This window comes from Bacillus sp. FSL E2-0195 (assembly GCF_038003645.1).
Classification (GTDB): Bacteria; Bacillota; Bacilli; order Bacillales; family Bacillaceae_G; genus Bacillus_A; species Bacillus_A mycoides.
This window is the reverse complement of record NZ_JBBOPN010000002.1, coordinates 110,079-131,516: the sequence shown is the minus strand read 5'-3', so window position 1 is coordinate 131,516 and position 21,438 is coordinate 110,079. Positions and strand designations below refer to the sequence as shown.

At 34.6% G+C, this 21,438-nt stretch carries 13 protein-coding genes; all 13 read right to left on the bottom strand.

Features of this window, described 5'->3' with window-relative positions; genetic code table 11:
* Positions 1-17 precede the first annotated feature (17 nt).
* Entirely contained in the window at positions 18-2,153 is a 2,136-nt protein-coding gene (locus MHH59_RS28065) for a hypothetical protein (protein WP_340853277.1), read from the bottom strand.
* Positions 2,154-2,275: 122 nt separating this feature from the next.
* Positions 2,276-3,952: a hypothetical protein gene (locus tag MHH59_RS28060; protein ID WP_340853275.1), complete on the bottom strand. Its 1,677-nt coding sequence runs from the start codon at positions 3,950-3,952 to the stop codon at positions 2,276-2,278.
* A 149-nt stretch (positions 3,953-4,101) separates the two neighbouring features.
* Complete coding sequence (locus MHH59_RS28055) at positions 4,102-5,880, bottom strand: hypothetical protein (RefSeq protein ID WP_340853270.1); 1,779 nt, start codon at positions 5,878-5,880, stop codon at positions 4,102-4,104.
* Positions 5,881-5,893: 13 nt separating this feature from the next.
* Positions 5,894-6,193 carry a hypothetical protein gene (locus MHH59_RS28050; protein WP_340853267.1) on the bottom strand — a complete coding sequence of 100 codons (300 nt, stop codon included), beginning with the start codon at positions 6,191-6,193 and terminating at the stop codon, positions 5,894-5,896.
* A 13-nt stretch (positions 6,194-6,206) separates the two neighbouring features.
* Positions 6,207-8,786 carry a hypothetical protein gene (locus MHH59_RS28045; RefSeq protein WP_340853264.1) on the bottom strand — a complete coding sequence of 860 codons (2,580 nt, stop codon included), beginning with the start codon at positions 8,784-8,786 and terminating at the stop codon, positions 6,207-6,209.
* A 15-nt stretch (positions 8,787-8,801) separates the two neighbouring features.
* A complete protein-coding gene (locus MHH59_RS28040; protein ID WP_000007798.1) occupies positions 8,802-9,242 on the bottom strand; it encodes a hypothetical protein in 441 nt (146 codons plus the stop codon).
* A gap of 14 nt (positions 9,243-9,256) precedes the next feature.
* Entirely contained in the window at positions 9,257-9,973 is a 717-nt protein-coding gene (locus MHH59_RS28035; protein WP_340853262.1) for a hypothetical protein, read from the bottom strand.
* 77 nt (positions 9,974-10,050) lie between these two features.
* Positions 10,051-13,257 carry a M23 family metallopeptidase gene (locus tag MHH59_RS28030; RefSeq protein ID WP_340853260.1) on the bottom strand — a complete coding sequence of 1,069 codons (3,207 nt, stop codon included), beginning with the start codon at positions 13,255-13,257 and terminating at the stop codon, positions 10,051-10,053.
* Between the two features lie 13 nt (positions 13,258-13,270).
* Positions 13,271-14,344 (bottom strand): hypothetical protein, encoded by a 1,074-nt coding sequence (locus tag MHH59_RS28025; RefSeq protein WP_340853257.1) that lies wholly within the window; start codon positions 14,342-14,344, stop codon positions 13,271-13,273.
* A gap of 2 nt (positions 14,345-14,346) precedes the next feature.
* On the bottom strand, positions 14,347-14,964 hold the full coding sequence (locus MHH59_RS28020; protein WP_340853254.1) for an S-layer homology domain-containing protein: 618 nt from the start codon (positions 14,962-14,964) through the stop codon (positions 14,347-14,349).
* 58 nt (positions 14,965-15,022) lie between these two features.
* Complete coding sequence (locus tag MHH59_RS28015) at positions 15,023-20,374, bottom strand: phage tail tape measure protein (RefSeq protein WP_340853252.1); 5,352 nt, start codon at positions 20,372-20,374, stop codon at positions 15,023-15,025.
* 72 nt (positions 20,375-20,446) lie between these two features.
* Positions 20,447-20,665, bottom strand: a complete 219-nt coding sequence (locus MHH59_RS28010) for a hypothetical protein (RefSeq protein ID WP_223266653.1) — start codon at positions 20,663-20,665, stop codon at positions 20,447-20,449.
* A 110-nt stretch (positions 20,666-20,775) separates the two neighbouring features.
* Positions 20,776-21,246: a DNA polymerase III subunit gamma/tau gene (locus MHH59_RS28005; RefSeq protein ID WP_098541449.1), complete on the bottom strand. Its 471-nt coding sequence runs from the start codon at positions 21,244-21,246 to the stop codon at positions 20,776-20,778.
* Positions 21,247-21,438: the final 192 nt, after the last annotated feature.

Genomic DNA, 21,438 nt, shown 5'->3' with positions numbered 1-21,438 from the left:
CACCCCTTCTATATTTATTAAGAAACCTCTATAGGTGTTGCAGTAATACCTACAGATTCGTTACCGGCTGAATCCACCGTAGTAATTTTGATCTCAGGTTTAAATCCTGTGTTTAATCCCATTAATCTGTAATAAGTTGTTCCAGTAATTCCAGTAGCATAGATCTTACCATCTAAGTAGATATTGACATGCTTTAAATCTTTATCTGTAGGAAGGTCAAATTCTACATCAATAGTCTGTGATATTGGACTTAATACTTTAGTAATCTTCACTTCTCCTGGAGGAGTTTTATCATTCTTATTGTCGTGAGGAACTTCATTTGGTTTAATGTCCTCAGAATAAATCCCTAAACCTACAGGACGGAAAGGTGTAACAGGTAGCTTCGTTAGAGGAGATACCGCACCTATACCATGTGGTTTATACATTTCATAAACTTTTTCCGGACAGTTTTGTTTTGCAACACGTAAATTCGTTGCACTCATTCCTTGTGAGTTAAAACCGATTGCTTTATCTAAATATCCCCTCACACCCTCTTCAGGATGAACTACATAAATTCGAGAGGAGTGTACTTTATCTGAGTATCGGGAAGTATTAAATTGATATTTATAATTGTTAGTTTTTTCAACAGGATTATATGCTCTCGGATATTTCTTACCAATTTCATCTACTCTATTTGGTGGTAGCTGGTTCGAAGGTGCATTCCATGAGAGATAGTGAGCCTGATAACGTGCACCAAATCTAGAACGGGAAACCATTACAGAATCTACACCATTTGAAGAATGATGTGGATATAATTTAAGTAAAGGATAAATCGTTTCGCCAACAGTTGCGCCAGGATCATCAAAATCAAATAAAGATACTACATCTTCATTCTTCACTCGTTTGCTAGCGTTATTAGTCGATAGACGAGCAATTGTCGCACCTGTGTCCCAATAAGGTGCACGCATGAATGTTCCTAGTTGCGCACGTTCAACAGTTAAATAGTTACCTTTTTTCTCTATAAGTTTAACTACTTCTGTACCATTAATCGTTAACAACGCTGGTGCCTCAGGTAATTTCGTTGCATCATTTACATAAAGGATTGTATCTCCAGGCATAATTTTCCGCCAAGAAAATGTTGTTTCTTTTCTAGTTGAATCCACACGCTTTACAGGTGGAATAGTTCCTGAAAATAATGCATAGCCTTCATCTTTATCTCCATCTAAAGAATTTACTTTACCGAAATATAGCGGTATAGTCGGAACCAAATTCTTCTCCCAAACAGGGGCTGTATCAGCTTGAAGAACTAGGAAAAATGTTGTGCTATCAATATGACCTTTGACACGAACTTCTGAATCTGTCCACCAGTTCGTATGCCATAAAGGATCATTTATATGCTCTAAAAATTCAGCGCGCAATGTAGTCTTAACAATTGGTGACTGCATTACACGAGGATCAGCTTTTTCAATTACCGCTTCTTGCATATCAGTATCCCAACGTGTTTCTAACACTTCAATATCTAGTGCTGAACGTATTACATGGAAAGGAGAAGCTGATAATAATTTTTCCTCATAAATTAAGTCTTCTGGATCGTAGTCTCTATCTTCTACATGGTAGTTTCCTTCAAAATATTCATACCACCACTTAGACCAGTCATCTCTATCTCTATCTCTGTCTTGCTCAAAGGATGTACCACCCATACCTGGCATAGTAACGATTGAAACAATACCATCTTCTTTAACAAGATTAGAGTTTGGTAACTTCTCTAACATATAGAAATACAAGTTTGTTCTTGTTGTATTATCTACATACTTTTGTTTAATCCATTCATCCCAAGTAGGCTTCATTTTAAAGTTAGGATCATTAGGATCGGTATCATCGTGAGGTCTACGAATAGGCTGTTTCTTCTCATACTTGTACTTAAGTGGGAATTGGCTAATTGTCGCAAAACCTAGCAATTTCCCATCTGCATTTCTAAAAATGGTATGTCTTGCAATTGCATAATTGACTTGATCCGTTCGGCGATTGTACGCCCTTGTATCTACCGCAGCTTTATAAAAATTCCTCACTAACGTCCAACCGTTATCAATTAACATTTGTGCAAATACGTCCTGCAAGTTATCTTCTTCAAACTTAGAGGGATAATCCTGAGGAGTTGAATCAATATATGGCATCTCATCACCCACTTCATCATTTTATTTTAATAATAGGTTAATTAGTTTTATAAATAGCAATTCTTCTATGTCATGTATATTATAGGTAGGTACCTTTCTTTAATAACATGTAAGTTGCATTACTAAATTACGTTCACTGATACTTCAATACCTGCAGATTCATTACCTTTCATGTCTACAGAAACTAGTTTAATTTTTACACCATTTCCTTTTGTCACACTTTTAATAGTATATGATTCTACTTCAGTGACACCTGTTGCATATTTCATACCATTTACAAAGATGGTAACCGTTGAGAGCTCCATATCATTCGGATTTGTCCAAGTAAGCAGTACAGTTCCTTCTTGAGGATTTGTAGCTTTTAGGTTAGAAACATTAGCTAGAGTCTTATTCGCAGCTGGTTTCTTAGAAGTATTTAGTGCTTCTTTGTACAACCCTAATCCCATTGGTCGAAATTGTGTGGATGGTCGCTTCGTTAGTGGTGAAATTGCACTAACTGGAACACACTGATATACATCAAAAACTTTTTCTGGACAACTCTCTTGACGAATTCTTAATTCACTAGATCCCATATTAATTGAATTAAATCCTACAGATTTCTTTAAATACCCTCTTACTCCTTCTTCTGGATGAATCAGATAAATAAATGAAGTTTGTACTTTATCCGAATAACGAGAAGGATTGAATTGATAATTATTAATTCGTTCCCATGCACGAGGGTATTGTTTATTACCTACTTCAGAGCTACGTTTAGGAGGCATATCTTGTGCAGGTGCATTCCAAGATAAGTAATAACTTTGATAACGAGAACCTAATTTAGTACGACTAACCATTACAGAGTCAACACCATTAGATGGATTAGAAGGATATTTTTTCAGGACAGGCATAATTTGACGCCCACCTTTAATCTTAATATCATCAAAGTTATAAGCAGCAACGCCATTTGTATCAGTACCTTTTGGAACAGTTCCTGCGAATAATGCGATAGCAGGATCACCTTCATCTATTGCTTCAATATCGCCATAGTAAATCGGTACAATAGGTACTACATTATTTTCCCACATTGGTGTATTATCCGTTTGGATAATTAAGAAAAGACTATTACTGTCAATATGTCCTTTAATATTGATTTCCGAATCAACCCACCAATTTGTATGCATATAAGGGTAATCAATATTCTCAAGTAATGGTGAACGTAAAGATGACTCAACAATAGGCGACTGCATCACAACAGGATTCGCTTGTTTTACAAATTCTGAACCAGCACTTGTAGATTTAAAATCAATTTGTGTAACTTCAATATCTAAAGCCATTTGAAGTCGTTTTTCATCTGCACTAGATCCTGTTCCCCATGGGGTAAATAATTTATCTCCTTCTTTTACGTCTGGTAATTTTTCCAACATATAAAAATAAAGAGATGTATTTACTTTTCTTTTTTCAAATTCTTTGGCCATATAGTTAATAAGGGCCTCTTTTTCAGTAGCTGTTGATTTAAAAGCATTGTAATATGGAATCCCTTTATCATGAGCAGTAAACTCCTTCCAATCTGCAACTACAGCAAAACCAAACAAATCACCTCGTGCATTACGTAGAATAATATGATTGGCAACTGTAAATTTTTCATCATGCCTTCCTTCTAAAGGATGATCTGTAACATAATAAGACCCTGTTACAGCTTTTTTAAACTCTACTACTTTGGTCCAGCCGTGTTTAATCAGTAAATCCATAAAACCGTGTTGTAAGTTACCTTCACGAACCTTATAAGGGGAAAGTGCAGGTGTGCTATCAATATACGGCATTTCTACACCTCTCTTTCTATTAATTAAGGACGAGATTTTACCCGCCCTTATTCTGCAACTTAGTTATCGTTATGAGTAGATAATAAGTTGCAACTAATTACTTAAATTTATTATAAGTAGTCTTTTTATTCTGTTAACAACACTCATGTCTAATTAATAATTTTAGCTTTTAGTTTTACATCCGAAGGTACACTACTTCCACAATAAAGGGTATAACTCCATCTGCTTCCTTTATCTTGACCATCATTCATTACTACTCTTAATTCCCCATCATCAGGTTTATAATAAAAACCAAATGGACTTCCTTCTTTATCCATTTTACGTGAAGTATCATAAATCAATTCATTATTAACAAATACTCGCATCCTATCTGGTGCAGAGAAGAAATCATATTCCACATAGCAGATGCCCTCTTCACTTACAGCATGAATATATTCCCCATATCCCATGCCACCCTGTGCCGTTTGTCCGCATTTTAGTACATTTTCACCTGGTTTCTCACCTTCGCCTTCTGGTTTTCCATCTTCACCTTCTGGTTTTCCACCTCCGCCTTCTGGCTTTCCACCTTCGCCTTCTGGTTTTCCGCCTCCGCCTTCTGGCTTTCCACCTTCGCCTTCTGGTTTTTCAGGGGGAATATTTTTTGAGATAAATTCAATATTTACTATTTTTTCGCAAACTCCAAAACCATAATCAACGATAAATTTAATTGAATATACTCCTGGTGAACTACTAGTAAAAGTGTAATTTCCTGTCTGCATGACTTTAGGAGGGGTTTGAACAAGTACACCAATATTAGAAGCTGAACTATTTTGTCCATGATCTAAATGAAGAACAATTGAATCTCCTACATGTGATTTTAAAGAAGGACCAGTAATGTTTAATTCACAAATAAATTCGCCAATAACAGTCCCCTCAGTTATACATTCTTGTCCATCGTTATACGTTACAATAAATGTAACTTTATATACGCCCTTATTAATAACTTTAAACGTTCCATTCCCAAGACTCTTTAAACCATTCTTATCATAGTTCGTATCAATGCGTAGAATACCAGATTTATTTGTGTGTACAAGCGAGAATGTAACAACCTCTCCTACTACCTTATTAAATCGTGATGTAATTAAATTTAAACCACAGCTACTAATTGGGATATCATTAATAATCTGTATTTTTGAAGGCCTTGAAATTGGTTCTAATACAGGAGTCTCTATTCTTTTAAAACAACCCGCATCTTTTAACATACCTATACCTGCCATTCTAAAATGGGTAGAAGGCCTTTTAGTAAAAGCTGAGTCCCCCTCTACAATCGTCACGTAATATTCATCATTATATTCTGATTTTTCGTTATCCTTGCCCGCATTATCAGAATCATGATCATCTTTTTCTGGAGGAATGCTAGGCACCAAATTGTCCCATTGAAAAGGAACCCTTAAATGCATTTCTTTTCCTAACCCTGTAATTACTTTTATCCAGACTTCATAAATGCCTTCTTTAGACATATTCATAAAGTCGTACATAGGTGTACCATCACCTAAGTCTTTTTGCGTAAAAGCAATTCCTTTAACTCTCCTTAATTCATGGTTTACTTCATCATCCTCTAAAGCAATTACTGCCCCAGCCTCTCCAATTTTATAGGGTTCCTCTATTAAAAGTTGATCTTTTTCTCTTAAAAATCTGATATATGCTGTTACTTCAACGATATCAGTATCTTTTAGGAAATAAACATCAAGATAAGATACACCATGCTTGTTAATATCTATAGTAAGTGGCCCATGAGAATGATATGTAATTACGTCATCTACGTCTTTAAAAATGTACCTCGATGGTAAATGCCTCCATCTAATTGAATGTATAATTGGTAGTGAATCAGTTCCTTTAAACCCTTTATTTTGCGGTACTGATAAATTAGGAACGGGAGTTAATGCCATATCAAAATCACCTCTACGCTTTTATAATTTCCACGGTAAAGCCTTGTAATTCTAAGTCTCTTTTAAAATATTCCATAAGATATAATTTATTAGATTTATTGATTGTTGAAGGGTTTTTTCCGCTCTTTGTAATTAATTTATGTGGAATCCCCTTAATCTCTCCTCTAAATCTTATTCCAGTTTGAACATTCAAAATATTATCCAAAGATTTTACAAGAGATTCATTATTACCGCTCACTCTGACTTTATGTTGAATATCACCTTCATTATCAATAAAGGCAAAATCTTCTCCTCTTTTTATCTTAAGAATCATTATATTTTACCTCCTACAGTTTTGGATCAATACTTATTTCTTTTAATTTATTAACTATAAAATCGTGTTTATCTTTAAAATTTCTAGCTAAAAATTGTCTATTAATGATATACATCATAAAGGCCTCAGCAAAATCTTCGGCCGGGCTAAAACATCCATAATCTGATACCGGAGCAAGTTTTCCATTATCTAGTGCTGTACCCGGCGAGCTTTTCGTTAGTTCATTAAATGAACCATCAATATTCTCGATCCACCCACTAATATCTAACCATTCTTGCATTTCATGTAGTTTTTTACCTAATATGTCATATCCATAATTAGATAATGCATGACCCATCTCATGTACAGCTACTTCTGCGGCAACATAAGGTATATAATTATCATCAGTCATATCCGGTAAGTAATATGCTTTATATTCTCCATCAACAACATGACTGCCAAAACCCATGTTAGGTTTTATATAGTCATATGGGCGATGTGCCTTGGCAGCTGAAATATTATAAAGCAGCACCTGAGGTTCAAAGTTAACTAGAGAACGAAAAGAAGATAAAATATTTTCCTTTTTCCCATTACTATGCATGGCTGTAGCAAAACTATCCATTACCCAAGCTCCAACAAGACCTGTATCATCTTCGTTTTCAATAAACACATTATTAAAATCAATCCAATCATATATAACACTTGGTATTTTCTTAATTAACGGAAGCATTTTATCTAATATATTTCCCTTTAAAAACCCCTCTGAACCTGGGAAAAATAAGACTGGTTTATTGAGTTTAGCTGACATAAATACTGAAGCTTTTTGCAATTCATTTAAACAAGGTAAATTTGTCTTTCCCCACTCGTTAAAATCTAGCCATGTATCTTGTAAACTATAACCTTCATCTTTAATATCTCTTAAAGTTTCCCATAAAAATTTATGAAAATCTTCAATGTTTATTTTAGAGTTATCCAAATGATACTGACTTTGAGGCTCCTGTAAATAATCTAACCAATCATTTCGCCCTTCCCAGAACGATGTGCTTAATTCCTTTCCAATACCTTCTGTGCTGTTAGCCATATAATCTTGCGTAATAACAGAGGGATTCCAATAAGTATCATTTACTGCTTGTGCCTTTACTGACCCATCGCAATAATAAGAAAATTTATTAACTTTATCAGAATTAGAATTAATAGTTGAATCTCCTAAATTCACATGAATATTATTCAGTTTGCTTGTACTCTTAGTAATTCCCCACTCTAATTTAGTAGATTCTTTAGGTACCTCAGGTTGATATTGAGATTCATTACATTCTTCACACCAATAAGGAAACACTAATTTCTCACCTTCAGAAACATTAATAACGGGCAGAAGTACGATATTAGGAATATACCCTAATACCCCATCTTCAGGATGCATGACTGTTGCACGAGATGTATGAATCTTATTACTATACCTAGATGCATGAAAATCGTATTGATAGTAACCATATCTTAAATAATTCCATGCCCTTGGGTACTTACGAGCATATTCTTCCTCTTTCTCGGTTCCTTGTACATTTTTGACCAGTCTTAATTCTTCACGAGTAGGTGGCATTAGATTAGGTGGCACGTTCCAACGTAAAAAATGTTCTTGATAACGTGCTCCATATTTTGTTTTTTTGATCATCACGGAATCTACTCCGTTTGATGGATGGTTTACATAATTTCTTGTGATAGGTTGCAAAATTTCAGTTTTAGTCTCTATACTATCGAAATCAAAAAATTCTCCTACTTGCCTACCCCCAAGCATAGCAATTGGTGTTTCATTTTTCGAAGATGTATTTTTAGATACTAGATTTCCAAAGAAAAAGGGAATTAAAGTCACCATATTATTTTCCCAGCTAGGAGCTGAATCTACTTTTAATGTAAAAAATGCACTTGTCTCATCAAATACACCTTTTAACTGAATTAAAGAGTCCCCCCACCAATTCGTATTAGTTCGATAATTTAACTTCCCTATGGAGGCAACTAGATCACCTGTGTCTCCTTTTAATTGCATGGTAATAATCGGTGATTGTTTCATACTTTCATAGTATTCATCATCACCGTAGTACTCTATATCCATGCTATCCCTAAATATATCCAAACCATGATTTTCACTCATGATAGTAACTGGAGCAAGTTCACCACTAGGTGATACATAATGCGTATATCCAGCATATGTGTCTAGTGTGTATGAATAAACAGTTGTATAGTCTACAGACTTTCTATAAAAATTAGAAATCCATTCTAAGAAACCTTCTTTTTCTCTAGGAATATCTTTAGTGTTAATTTTTATAGCCCCTGTTGACTGTGCGAAGGCTAAATACTCATTATCCCACCTACGCATAATCATATGCCGAGTGATGCATAACATACCTTCTCGAGATTCAAAAGGGGGTAGATATCCCTCTTCTCCTTTTACAAATAACCCTTTTTCAAAAGTAATTTTATATAGATCTACTTTTGGAACTTGATTGTTAAAATTCTGCCACCAGTAATTACCTGATTTATCTTTAAATCTTCTAAATACTTTATCAAACATATCATCTAAAAAATTATCGTGTCTTAATGTTTCCTCTACCCAAGGCATTTATATCCACCTCTCTTATTTGTTGGGATTATCCCTTAAACATTGAAAGTTTATCCAAACATATTTCGATTGCCCACCTTTATTATCAAAGCGGAATGTAATTGGGGTACCTGCTTTTACTGTTTTCACAGCCATTAAATAAGCACCTTCTGGTAAATCCTTCGTATAAATTTCATCAAATACGTAGTTATTTTTATGATCATCTCCAATAAACAAACTCCAATTATCAAAGGAATGATATCTAGATGCTCCTACAGCTACGGAAACCAGCTCAATATCAAAATCAGGGATAAATTGAATATCAAAGTGCCCTAAAGTACCTAGTACCTCTAAAATTTTCCCCTTTATATAAGGAACTGTTTTTGTAGGCATAAATGGATAATCTAAACGTCCACCACCCAATCTACCTACTCTATCTATTTCCCCTCCAACTACTACATTTGCTCCAAAACTCATGTAGGACCTCCTCTCTAAATTTCATCTGTTATCTTTGGTCCGAGTTCCACATTAACATCTACAGGAGACGATGGATTATATCCATCAGACCAACCATCTGGAGAGATTTCAATTTCTTCATTAGATGCATATCCTATTTCTGCATAGTCTACATAATCCTCTACTATCACTTCTTCATAATTACTATATTTACCGTTATAAAAATCAGATGGATTTTCATATTTAGACGGCTTAGAATCTTCTTCGATTTCGTCCTCACTCCAGCCCCATTCCGAGTCAAAATACGTGAGTTTAACCTTTTTAAAATTACCGTAATCATTTTCCCTTATAATCTTTGCAACAACTTCTTGGGATTTACCAAACCACTCTGTTCTTATAGAAACTTCTGTAATCATAATATTGTTGATGTACTCATAATCTTGAATTTCATCAGATACAGTTGGTTTGAGCCCACGGACTAAAGAGATTTTATCTATTGCACCATTTCGATAAATAATTCTAATCTCATTAATTACATGATTAGCTATTAAATTTTCTGTTTCCCTTATTACTTCAAATGACTCTACTTGCCATTGAGAAGAATTCAATGTTGTTACACCATTGTCGTTGTCATTATTGAATAGCGGACTAGTAAAATGGTGTCTTGTTCCCTTTCCTTGATTAACTTTTCTATTGATCATATCAAGTATTGGATATACATCATTTACGTTCATATGACTCTTTTGCGCCATTTTCCCACCTCGCTTTCCATAGCATTATAAGAAAAAACAAGGAGATTCCTAACGTTCTGTAGGAATCTCCTTGTTTTTTAGCTATAATAATTCTCTTTGTCATGCCAAGTAAATTCTAGGAAATTTAACATACCTTCCTTATTTCCAACAAGTCGGTTTCCTTTTATGACATAATACCCTGCATTAGAAGTATTACTATCATAAACATAACAACCATCTAATAACTCTATCATTGGATTTCCTTTAACAACGGCATTAAAAGTACGGGCTTGTCTTTTCATATCAAAAAATAATTTGTTCGAAATATCCTCTTTGGTTCCTCTTGCATTTGAACCAAATCGCTCATCAATCCAATCAGCAACAATCTTAGCCGTTCTCATATTCCCCTTTGTAGATATAAGAAGATCTTTATCTACAAAATGCTCAATTTGCCCACCATTACCAACAATAATAAGATGATTACGTATACGAGAATGGTCGATAGAGGTAGAAAGAGAATATAAATTCTCACCATCTATAAATGACCATTTTGCCTCACTTGCATTAATATTACGGATATTTTCTAATCTAAATGTTCCATAACGATCACAGTATGATCGATACATAATATCTCCAATCACTTCATGGACCGCATCAGATGCTCTTGTACCTTCTAAAAAATCTATCGCCTGTACATAAGGATTTTTATAACCTTGTGCATCTTGTACAGTTGCTATATCTTTTTCAACATATTGTTGACTTTTAGTATCCCAAACGATTGCCTTTTTCCCACCTCTATCGATATCAATATAATACGTTTCTTCAATAATCGCATCAGCATATCTCAAATCATCTTCATGGATCCTCCATCCAATCATTCCTGCCTCATTTACGATATTATGAATAATAGATGACTTAACCCACATGGTTACTGGTTGTTTTTCATCAACATGTATCTCATCTCTTCGAGGAAAAGTTAGGACCCTATCAAAAACATGTTCTTCTAACATATCGTACATATCTACACAATTAATAGTAATTGTTTTTTCATCAGAATTTTGCTCAATCTCTCCTCTTATACGCCCTGTAAAAACCCTTACTAGGTTTTCACCATAGCCTGCATAAATACGTACTGGGGTAGCTTCACTTAACACATGTCTGATTGCACCATTCTCATAATATGACATCTCTGCTTCTCTTAAATTCTCAGGGAAGATATTGGCTCTCTCATATGTAGGAGAATAAATACCATGTTTATTGTCTAAAGTAATTCTTGCAGTCGCGACTCTGGCGTCAAAATGGCTATTTATCTCCCACTGTAATACATCTTGGTCTACTGTAAAGGTTTTATCGTATACAAATGCCCCTGTATCAACCCATACATCACGTTTACGAGCCTTAATTCTTTCATCAACATATTGTGCGCCGTATTGAGTTTCAATTTCCACTACTTTAAAGCATTTTAGTCCAAATACAGCCTCACCACTTACATTATTTAAGGAGAAATCTAATATATGTGAATTGACCCCTTGTATATCACTTGCAACCCATTTTGCATAAACTGGAGGTTCATATGTAGGTTGTGTTGTATTGTGCTCTTTTGTATATCGTTTTACAATCATTCCGTCATATGTAACCGTTACGGAATCTCCTTCTTTAAGATCTGCATAGAAAGCATATTCATAAAATCCGTCTGAAGAGAAGTTATGTTTATATCCAAAATCTTCAACTGCTCCTTTAGCAATATTCTCATTAAAACCTAAATACTTTTCACCTGTTGACCAAGCTGTAAAATGGGTTATGTTCTCTTGTCCGTGCCAATTTCCATCCAGATTTGCATCCCTATCAAAACACTTATTAAACTTAATATTTTGGGTAATGGTCATTTGGGGTGGTGGTTGACTAACACCACTTCCATTTCCTGTACTATTATCATCTCCACCACTTTCACCATTTCCGCCCGTGTTACCACCGCCATTATTATCTCCACCGCTTGGTGCTACTCCCAATTTTTGAGCACCTGTTAAAACAGGATATGGATCAATATGATTATTTCCACCATAAATCCATTCACCTTTCCAAATTTCAAAGTGTAAATGAGCACCATAAGATTGACCTGTATTTCCGGCTTTTCCTAAACGTGTTCCTGGATTAACTAAATCACCTTTTCGAACCTGTAAAGAATTATTTTGCATGTGGGCATAAACTGTCATATATCCATTACCATGTTGAATCATTACACAATTACCATAAGATGTACTTTTATAAGCCTTATGTACATATCCAGCCCAAGCCGCTACTACCCACATACCATTAATCTTACCTTGGGATGTATGTACAATATCAGTACCCTTATGCCCTGAACGTGCACCTCCGCCCTTATGTTTCATATGGTGTGAAGATACTTTCGCGCCATTTCCAAATGAAATTCCTTCAACAGGAAAAGTAGCACCGGATAAAGCATTAGAGCTTGCATTATGAACTTCTTTCCTTTGTTCCTCAATTGTATAAGTCTCAGCTTTCTCACAACCACAGTCTTCCTTCTTCGAAACATTTAGATTTGTAGAATGCTTTGGAAACAGATTTTTATTAATAATAGAACCAGATTCTTTACAATGCCATTTTTTTTGACTAGATTCACCAATAATTCTATCAAAATAGCTTTTCACAAGTTTTTTCCAGTTAGGTCCATCTGCTGACCATTTCCATTTTTTATACCCTTTATCTCCACCTTCATGGAAATAATCAACATCACTAGCATCCATATATCCATTGGAAATTTTTCCGTATCTGCTCCTCATTGCTTCGGAAAAACGTTTTGCAGCATACTTCGCTTGGGTATCTATCCCTTTATATTGAGGATCGCATGAACCCGGGCAACCATATCCTACTATATAACTTCCTTTTTCAGGTTTCCCTTGTCCCAATGTTCCAAATCCTGTTTCATGTTTTGCTACAGCTAGTAGAAAGAAATAAGCAACATTGGGACACTTATAATGTTTTACCCATTTATTTAAGGCACATTTAATATACTCAAATCTATCTCCTGACTCTCCACCTTTTGTAACAGAACTTGGCTCAGCACCTGCTACTGGTGTTGTTAAAGTCGCCTCTGCTGCCTGATGCACAATAGATGCTTCTCGAATTCTGTCCCAAACTTCAAACTTATTTTTCATTCCTGGTACATAGGCCATTTTGTCAAATTCAATAATAACCCTAGGTTCATGACCTAAAGCATTAACTTTTCTCATTACGTCATTTAACAACTGAGGCGCAGGAGTTCTATGATCAAATACATTCGGCATACCTTTTTCACTCCTATCTAAATCTTTCTAGTGCCCATTCTGTAAATCTATGTAAATATACAATTGCTTCAGCTCTAGTTACACATACCTCGGGTTGAAATGAATCATCTGCGTAAAGTGGAAATACATAACAACCATCATTAAATTTTTCATCTAATATATTTAAGACTGATTCCGCATACCATTTCCCTACAATTTTATCTTTATCTTTAATGTATCTCTCCGTTTGTTTAATTGTATTATTCACATATCCTCTATCTGTATATCGATTATAAATATTCATTCTTAATCGTTGTAACAAAGTAAAAAACTCTCCTCTATATATAGTTATATTCGGAAAGAATCTATCATTATAGAGTGCGCAACTTGACATAGGGACAACCTTTTCTCCCTGTCTATTTTTGATTTGGGCACCCTTTTGATAATTGTAATTTACATAGATAGGAAACTGATTTAAATTATAAGATACATAAAGATACCCATTAATAATAGTGAAACAGTCTTGTTTAAATCCTAAGGTTCTTGTAAGTGCATCTTGTATGGATTCATCTTCATTTACATCTACATGTATTCTCTTTAACTTCTTGTTCATACAAACTGCTACTTCATTTAATGAATAAGTAATATCAAATACATAATTATTTGCTTTCTCTAATTTTTTTGCTGGATATGCTAAAGAACATTCGCTCATCAAAGGATATATCTGGCAGTTTTCAGGAGTATGATCTCCTTCATGCATTTCCACTATCCCAGATAAAAGAATACTAACTTCTCTTCCATTGGTTAACGGGTAACCAATATGTATAAAATTATCCTCTAGTTTAGAGGGGAGTGTAGGTACCCCATCAATATAAAGAAACACCATTTCTCTAGAATCAGGTTTATATCCGCTTACTTCAAACTTGGTTTGTCCCTCTGTTGAAGTAAAGTTATGAACCTGACGTGACTTGCCACCAATAAACTTGTTATAGGTTTTTCCACTAAATAAGGTTTCTTCTTTTTTTGCATCAATAAACATATTATCTGTTTCTAATACTGCACGATAAAACCAATCCTTTGGACTCACATCTAACCATCGTTTTGGCATTTTTAATACCCCCTCAATATCTTTTCGATGTATTTAAAAGTCCTTGTCATAAAGGATGCTGTTTGAGCCCTTGTAATCCAAACTTCAGGTTGAAAATATTGTACAGGTGTTCCATCACTAGCATAAGTAGTGATAAGGCCCCTTTTTTGCATCTCATCTATATACGTTTGCGCCCAATGATTTTCAATATCTATAAAAGGATATTGATGACGATATTCGAAATCTTGTTTTCGAATTAACATAAGATTTACAGTAATGATATATTTCGTCTCAAATTCTGCTGTTTTAATATCTAAATCACCATTAACAATCCCTAAATAAATCGTGCCTTTTTCATCATAGTATTTGTGTTCTGCACCAATAAACTGCAGCCAGTCTGCAAACTCCTCTTTGCTCGCAAATAAAAATTGAATGGTAGTAGAATAATGCGAAGTCCCTTTCCCTACCAATCCTGCAGAAGATTGAATATTTTCGTTTATATGGGATTTTAATGCTGGCGTTGGTGGCTTATAATCGCCAGTCATACGCCCCCTTACTTGTACAAAGCGAATCCCGTTATCATAAAATAATTTACGTTTAAATACATCATCATTTGATTTACTTGGTTTTTGTTGTGCCATTTAATCACCCCTTAGTATTATAAGAAACCCCACCTAATAATTAGATGGGGTTTTGTAATTAGAATGTTGGATATCCCCAAGGGGCTGAATTTAACTGATTTCGTAGTGGTGTTGTTCTACCTTGCGCTAATCCTTTTCCTAAATTCATTCCAAGATTCGCTAACTGTTGACTAGAAGTTTGCCCGGTTACATTAGGTAAAGTAATATTGACATACATATCTCCTGATTGAACACTAAAGTTAGAATGTGTACCTTTACTTGTTAGATAATCATACTGAGACATAACCTGTACGCCTTCAGGAAGGTTAAATGTTCCACCCATTTGTGCTCTTAACTCCTGGTGGATGCCAACCTGTGCCTGTAAAGATTGCTTTGTCAATTCTCTAATATCTTTCATGATTTGTTCATATTCAGATGAACCTTCTTCAAACTTACCACTATTTCGCTCTGCAATTCTTACCGCTAAGGTCTTATCTATAAGTGATTTACGATCTTGTAATTCTCTTACTCTTAGGTCACGTGCTAAGAAGTTATCATCTCCTATACTTGGTCCAAAGTTCACACGTTCCTGCATGTACTTAATTTCCAAGTCATCCATATTATTACCGAAATCATGTCTCCAAGCTGTAAGCCTTTGTATCCTTAAATTTTTAACTTCTAATTCAGCACTTGCAATTTGTTGACTCAATCCTTGAATAGTATCTTGTAACTGACCATCTGGATCTGCTAACTGTTGGGATTGCAGATTTGCCAGTTTACTTTTCATTTCTCCAATCATTGATTGGCTTGAAACAATCTGTGAATCAATATAAGTAGGACTCTCTGTGTTCATGCTAATAGCATTTAATGTATCCTTATACTGTTTCTTAGCCTGTGCTCTAGAGAATCCTTTCTGAGTGTCGTTAATATAAAATTCCGTTTTAATACGTTGTGCTTCAATTTGTTTTTTCTTATCTTCTAGGTCAAATTCAGCTTTTAATTTCTTTTCTTTGTCCTTACTCCGTTCAACAGATTCTTTAATTTTTTTATAATCAGCCGTCTCTACCTTTTCTCTAGTTTCTGGGTCCACAGTATATCTTTTCTCGTTTTTTTCCAATTCTTCCAACTCTGCTTCTCGCCCTTGAGTAAAGTTATGGAGCTCGTCCATCTCTTTTTTGTAAGCTTCTCGCTCTTGTTGAATTACTTGTAACCTAAGTTTCATATACTCTTTTGAGTCAGCTTTCACACCATCTAAAAGGGCGGTAATTAAGTTAAGTTCTCCCTTATTACTGGCAACTTTCTGGCTCTCTTGAATACGAGATTTTAAATCATCATAAGAAAAGTAATCATATTGACCCTCATCTATCATTTTATTCTCCCATGCTTTACGAGCTTTTTCTGCTTCATCCCTTCGCATATTCTGCTCTGATTCAGAGATGGCCGATTTCCTATATTGATCTATAAACTCTTCTTTTTCCAATTGCTGCTTCTTAGCATACATTCCAGATTGATTTAAATACGATTGTGTTAAATCTGTTAAAGATGCTTTTGAATAATTCCCATCTTGACCTTTAGATTTTGCATCTTTTGCCCTTTTTTCATTCTCTTTTTCTAAAGCTTCTTTCCAATTCGACGTTCCATATTCTCTCTTTATCCAATTCTCAAAATTCCCTTTAAATCCCCCTTTTCCGCCTAATAATTCTTGACCTAACCCCACATCAAAACTATCTACGTCGGGGTGTCCTGGCGAAAAAGTATTTGTAATTTTATTCCACACCAATCCGGATTGTCTTAGAAATCTACTCCCCTTACCTTCATCTTCTTCATATTTAACATATGCTTCAGCGGCACCTGCGGTTTGATTATGATAATCTCGTATTTTTTCTTGCTTGGTCGTTAAACCAAAGCTCTCAGCAGAATTCGTTAAAACATCACCAACAGCGGTTGCAATAGCTAATTGTTTAGCAAATTTTCCTACGCTACGTGCAAGTCCCATAATAGCCCCACCAGCTCCTCTTGTTCGCTGTGGGATAGTATCAAGAAAATCAAGAAAACCCTTCATTCTATTTTTTGATGCACCTTCAGCTTCATCAGCTACTTTTTTTACAGCACTCGATAAATCTCTATACGCAGTGGTACTTTGTCTTGTTTGTATAGTAGCCTTACGGTTATTAGCCTCATATTCATCGAGTGCCTTATTAAGTCCATCCATATTATTTATTGATTTGCCTACACTTTGATAATTTTGATCTAGATAGGTCTCAAATCCAATACGTTTTTGATCATCCATTTGAGCCAAACGACCAGCTGTTGATTTTTGATTCTCATTCATACTGTCAAAGTTAGTTCTATTTGATAAGGTATTGACTAAATGCTCTGAGAAATTTGTGGTAAAAACATCTGTTAATAATTTACTTTGGGTAAGGTTGCGAGCATTATAGGCTGAACGAGTATGTAATTCATCAGCTGTTAATTCTTTCTTTTCACCCTTATAATAGCCTTTAGATTCATCCATGATGCTAAGAAAATCGGCCATATTTTCAGCTTTTCCGCCATGATCTTTTACATATTCTTTTATCTCATTCTTTCTATCCTCTTTTAAATTCGCTAATTCTTCAAAATAACTTTTTAACGTATCATTTTTCATAGCCGCACGATAGAACTTTTTGTTATTTACTTGATTGCGTAAATCTTGGCTCTCCCCCAAAACATGATCATTTAAAAACCCTACCGCTCCGTCCACTTTACGATTTGTTAAAGATGTACCACCAAAGAATTTGTTTTCCATAGTAGCTTTCTTGTAATGCTCTTCATAATTACTCAATTGACCTAATCGTTTTACTCCATGAATAGCACCAAAGCCCACCAAGGCATTACCTAAAATCGTAATTAACTGTGCAAATAGCCCTGCATGCTTCTCCATACCTTGAGCCAAGTTTGTGATAATTTTTGCTAAAGTTTGAATTTCCGGATTTAACGCATCTAATACTGACACTAATGCGTTATTAACAGATACCCCAGCTCGTTCCATTGTCACAGAAGGTGATTTCATCGTTACCGCAATCATTTCTTGAAGGCGTGCAGGATCCTTTTTAAATTCATTAATCTCTTGCTTAATTTTCCAATACGATAAATCCTTACTGTTATTTATACCCGCTTTATGCATGGTCTCTAAAAAGGACATTAGTTTTGGCGGTTGATTTACCCCACCTTCTCCATATAGAATGGATTTTACTTTATCTTCTCCAATATATTTATTTTTGCTTGCTTTCGCAGTGTCTGCTAAGATATCAATGAAGTTCCGACGCACTTTCATACCACTTTCATTTTTTTCAAATACCTTTACACCATAACTTTCTAATTGCTTAGAAACAGATGGTAAAGTAATACGTTCTGCAATCGTTTTTAAGGCTGCACCTGCATTCTCCCCTGTTTCTCCTGAAGTTTGAATAGCTAATGCATTTAAAGCCACAGCATCATCCGCATTCACTCCCACTGAATGGAGTGCTGTACCCGATTTTGACATAGCCTTCATAATATCTTCAGTAGTCGCTTTAGTTTGACTCGTAGCAACAGCAAAAGAGTTAACTACTCCATCCAACTCCCAGACAGATAATTTGAACTGTGCCATAATTGTCTGTAATCCTGGAGCAATTGTTTCAACCAAGTCTGATTTGTTATCTAAGCGATAAACCTTAGAAGCTTGATCAACAAATTGTCGTGCAGATTGTTTATCTCCTGTTACACCTGATGCTATACCAGCTACCTTAGACATTCTTTCATAATCAATACCGTAAAGAGTGGATAAATCACGTACATTATTCATTAAATTTCCAGTATCATTATCTAATTTAAGCCAATCTGTACTTCCGTTTTTATTTTTATATTCTGGTTTTAAAGAGAAGTTTTGTGTAATCTTTAACTGTTCTAACTGAGCAACTTTAAAGGTTTCCATTGCTTTAGATATTGCAGCCATTGGATCTAGCATTGAGCCTGAAGCAAGGCTCCTAACTTTTTTAGTAACTGCGCCAGCCATTCCAAACCCATCAAAAGGATTGTCTTGCTTTGTAGATTTACTTGTACTAGAATCACTCTCATTTTTATTTGTATTACTATGGTTTGATCCACTTGAATTATTTAAAGTATTAGCACTATTTCCTGCAATAAAGCTTAACTGTCTATTACTATTCGCCTTTTGAGGGTTAGTATTAATTTCTAAAATTTCATTTCTTATATGTGCAAACTGCTTATCAACGGATTCCTTAATTTTTTTAATAATTTGCTTATTCAGCTTGTTAATTTCACTAGTTAAATATTGCGAAATATTAGAATGCGGTTCAAAATCCACAGCTCTTACTGATTGTTTCATTGACATCATTATTTTATTTGTTCCTGCAGTTAACTTTTTATTAATTGTATTTTCCATACCTTCAAACTGCCTTTTTAAGGCATATCCTCTTAGAGATCCTCTATCCACAGAATGAAAAGTATGAGCTAACTCGGCTGGGGAAACACCTAAATCATTTGCAATATACCTTTGAAGTTGTTTAGATATATTTTTCATAGGTACTTCTACAGATTTGAGGTCAATCTTTTGTAACCCTCCTCGTATGCCTTTTATATAATTTTCTATTAAACTATCAATACGTTTGGCTGTTTTTATAATCTCGCTACCAATGCTATTCTCTTCGCTAATAACACCCTCGAAATCAAATTTTATAGAATCTTTTATTTTCCCTCTTACTTTTTTCGTTAATTCAGATAAATCTTTCGATGAAATTGTTAATGTCTGTCCTTCAATAGCAACCTCAGGGTTCAGTAAAATAGGTTTTAATTGATTTTTAATACTTACTAAAATTTGCTTAACCGTTCCCTTAGAAATATCTAATTTAAGTCCACTCAAGTTATCTGCATTTACTAAATTTCCCCCATTTTCGCGAATGGAATTTACTAATTGTTTAATTTGATTACTAATTAACTTAGAAATTTCTTTATTAATTTTATTAAATTCATCTTTTCCAACTGGTACTACGCTATTATTTATGGCAGAATCCATATTAATGTTTATATTTTTGATCATCTTTACAATCGTTTTATTTAACTCTTTATCTACTTTAGACATCAATTGTTGAACTGTTTCTTGTTTAATACTTAAAGGTGCTGTCCCAACTGAAGATAAAGTAATACCATTTGCCTGGACGATATTATTTAATTCTTGCTCAAGTTTTGCTCTAAGGTTACTTCCCGCTGCCTTAGATGTCTGAGCCGATAACGAAGATAAAGAGTTTTTCATAGCATCTATACGTTTTTCTATACTACCAAAACGATAATCTAGCTGTTCCAACTGTACTCCAAACTCTTTCATATTTTTTATTGACTTATCAAACTCTAGTGCAATAGTAGCACCAATATTTTGATTATTGACTGTCACTTATTTCACCTTCCTTTTACATAATAAAATCCCGCCCTATCCTCAAATAAAAAGGAAGGGCAGGATTATTTATTAGAGAATACCTGCTAACCACTCCATGTCATCAGCATTTGCAACCTCATATCCGTCAATTACTTCTTTTCCATCACTATTTTTTAGATTATCCTGTTCGGTAGCTTGGGCTGAACCGCCCCCAAATAACCCAGTGAAGGACATTGAATGTACCTTAACTGTAAACTCTATATGCTTATGGCATTTCTTTAAGTAATAGTTTAACTGAGGTAATGTCAAATCCCATATATCCTGTTTTTTCATCCCCAGGTAGTGACCTAAGTTAAAGAAAATCTCTGCCCAATCAACGTAGGCATTTTCGTCATATTCTTTTTCTTCTTCCTCAGAGTCTATAAAGACTTTTTTAAGCCATTAAGTCCAATCATAATATCTATAATTTCTTTAGCTGTTACAATATCAATATAATCCCCTAAATACTGAGCTGAAATTTCTTTATAATACGGTTTAAAGCCCATCAATAGGACCTCTAATAGTTCATCATAACTATCATTACCTGTTTCATCTGCAATTAAATTAGCAATAATGACACCTGTATCAATTGTATTCAACTTTTTCATTAGGTTTTTAGCATCTTTTAATCCTAAAGGAGGGATAGCATAGGTTTTTCCATCACGTAATGTTACCTTTTCATCCTCTTCAAAGAATACTTTTTCAATAAACTCTGATTCCTGCTTAGTTAACTTTACTTCCTCTTGTTTATTAGGTTCTTGCTGTTCAACCTTCTCCTCTGCTTCCTCTACAAGAGTAGGTTCCTCAATAGCTTCTTCTCTACTTGGAATTGCTAAATTACGTTCACTCATTTAATCTCCCCCTATATTACTCTATTACCCCTTATTAAATTTAAAGAGGACGCAAGGAAGGGGATCACCTAAACGACCTCGTAACTAATATAAGAATTTATGTGTTAAATGTAACAACCTTACGAAAAAGGTTTAAGTGATAGATATTTTTATAATCCATTCTCACCCTTATCTAAAATGTTTAAAAATGAA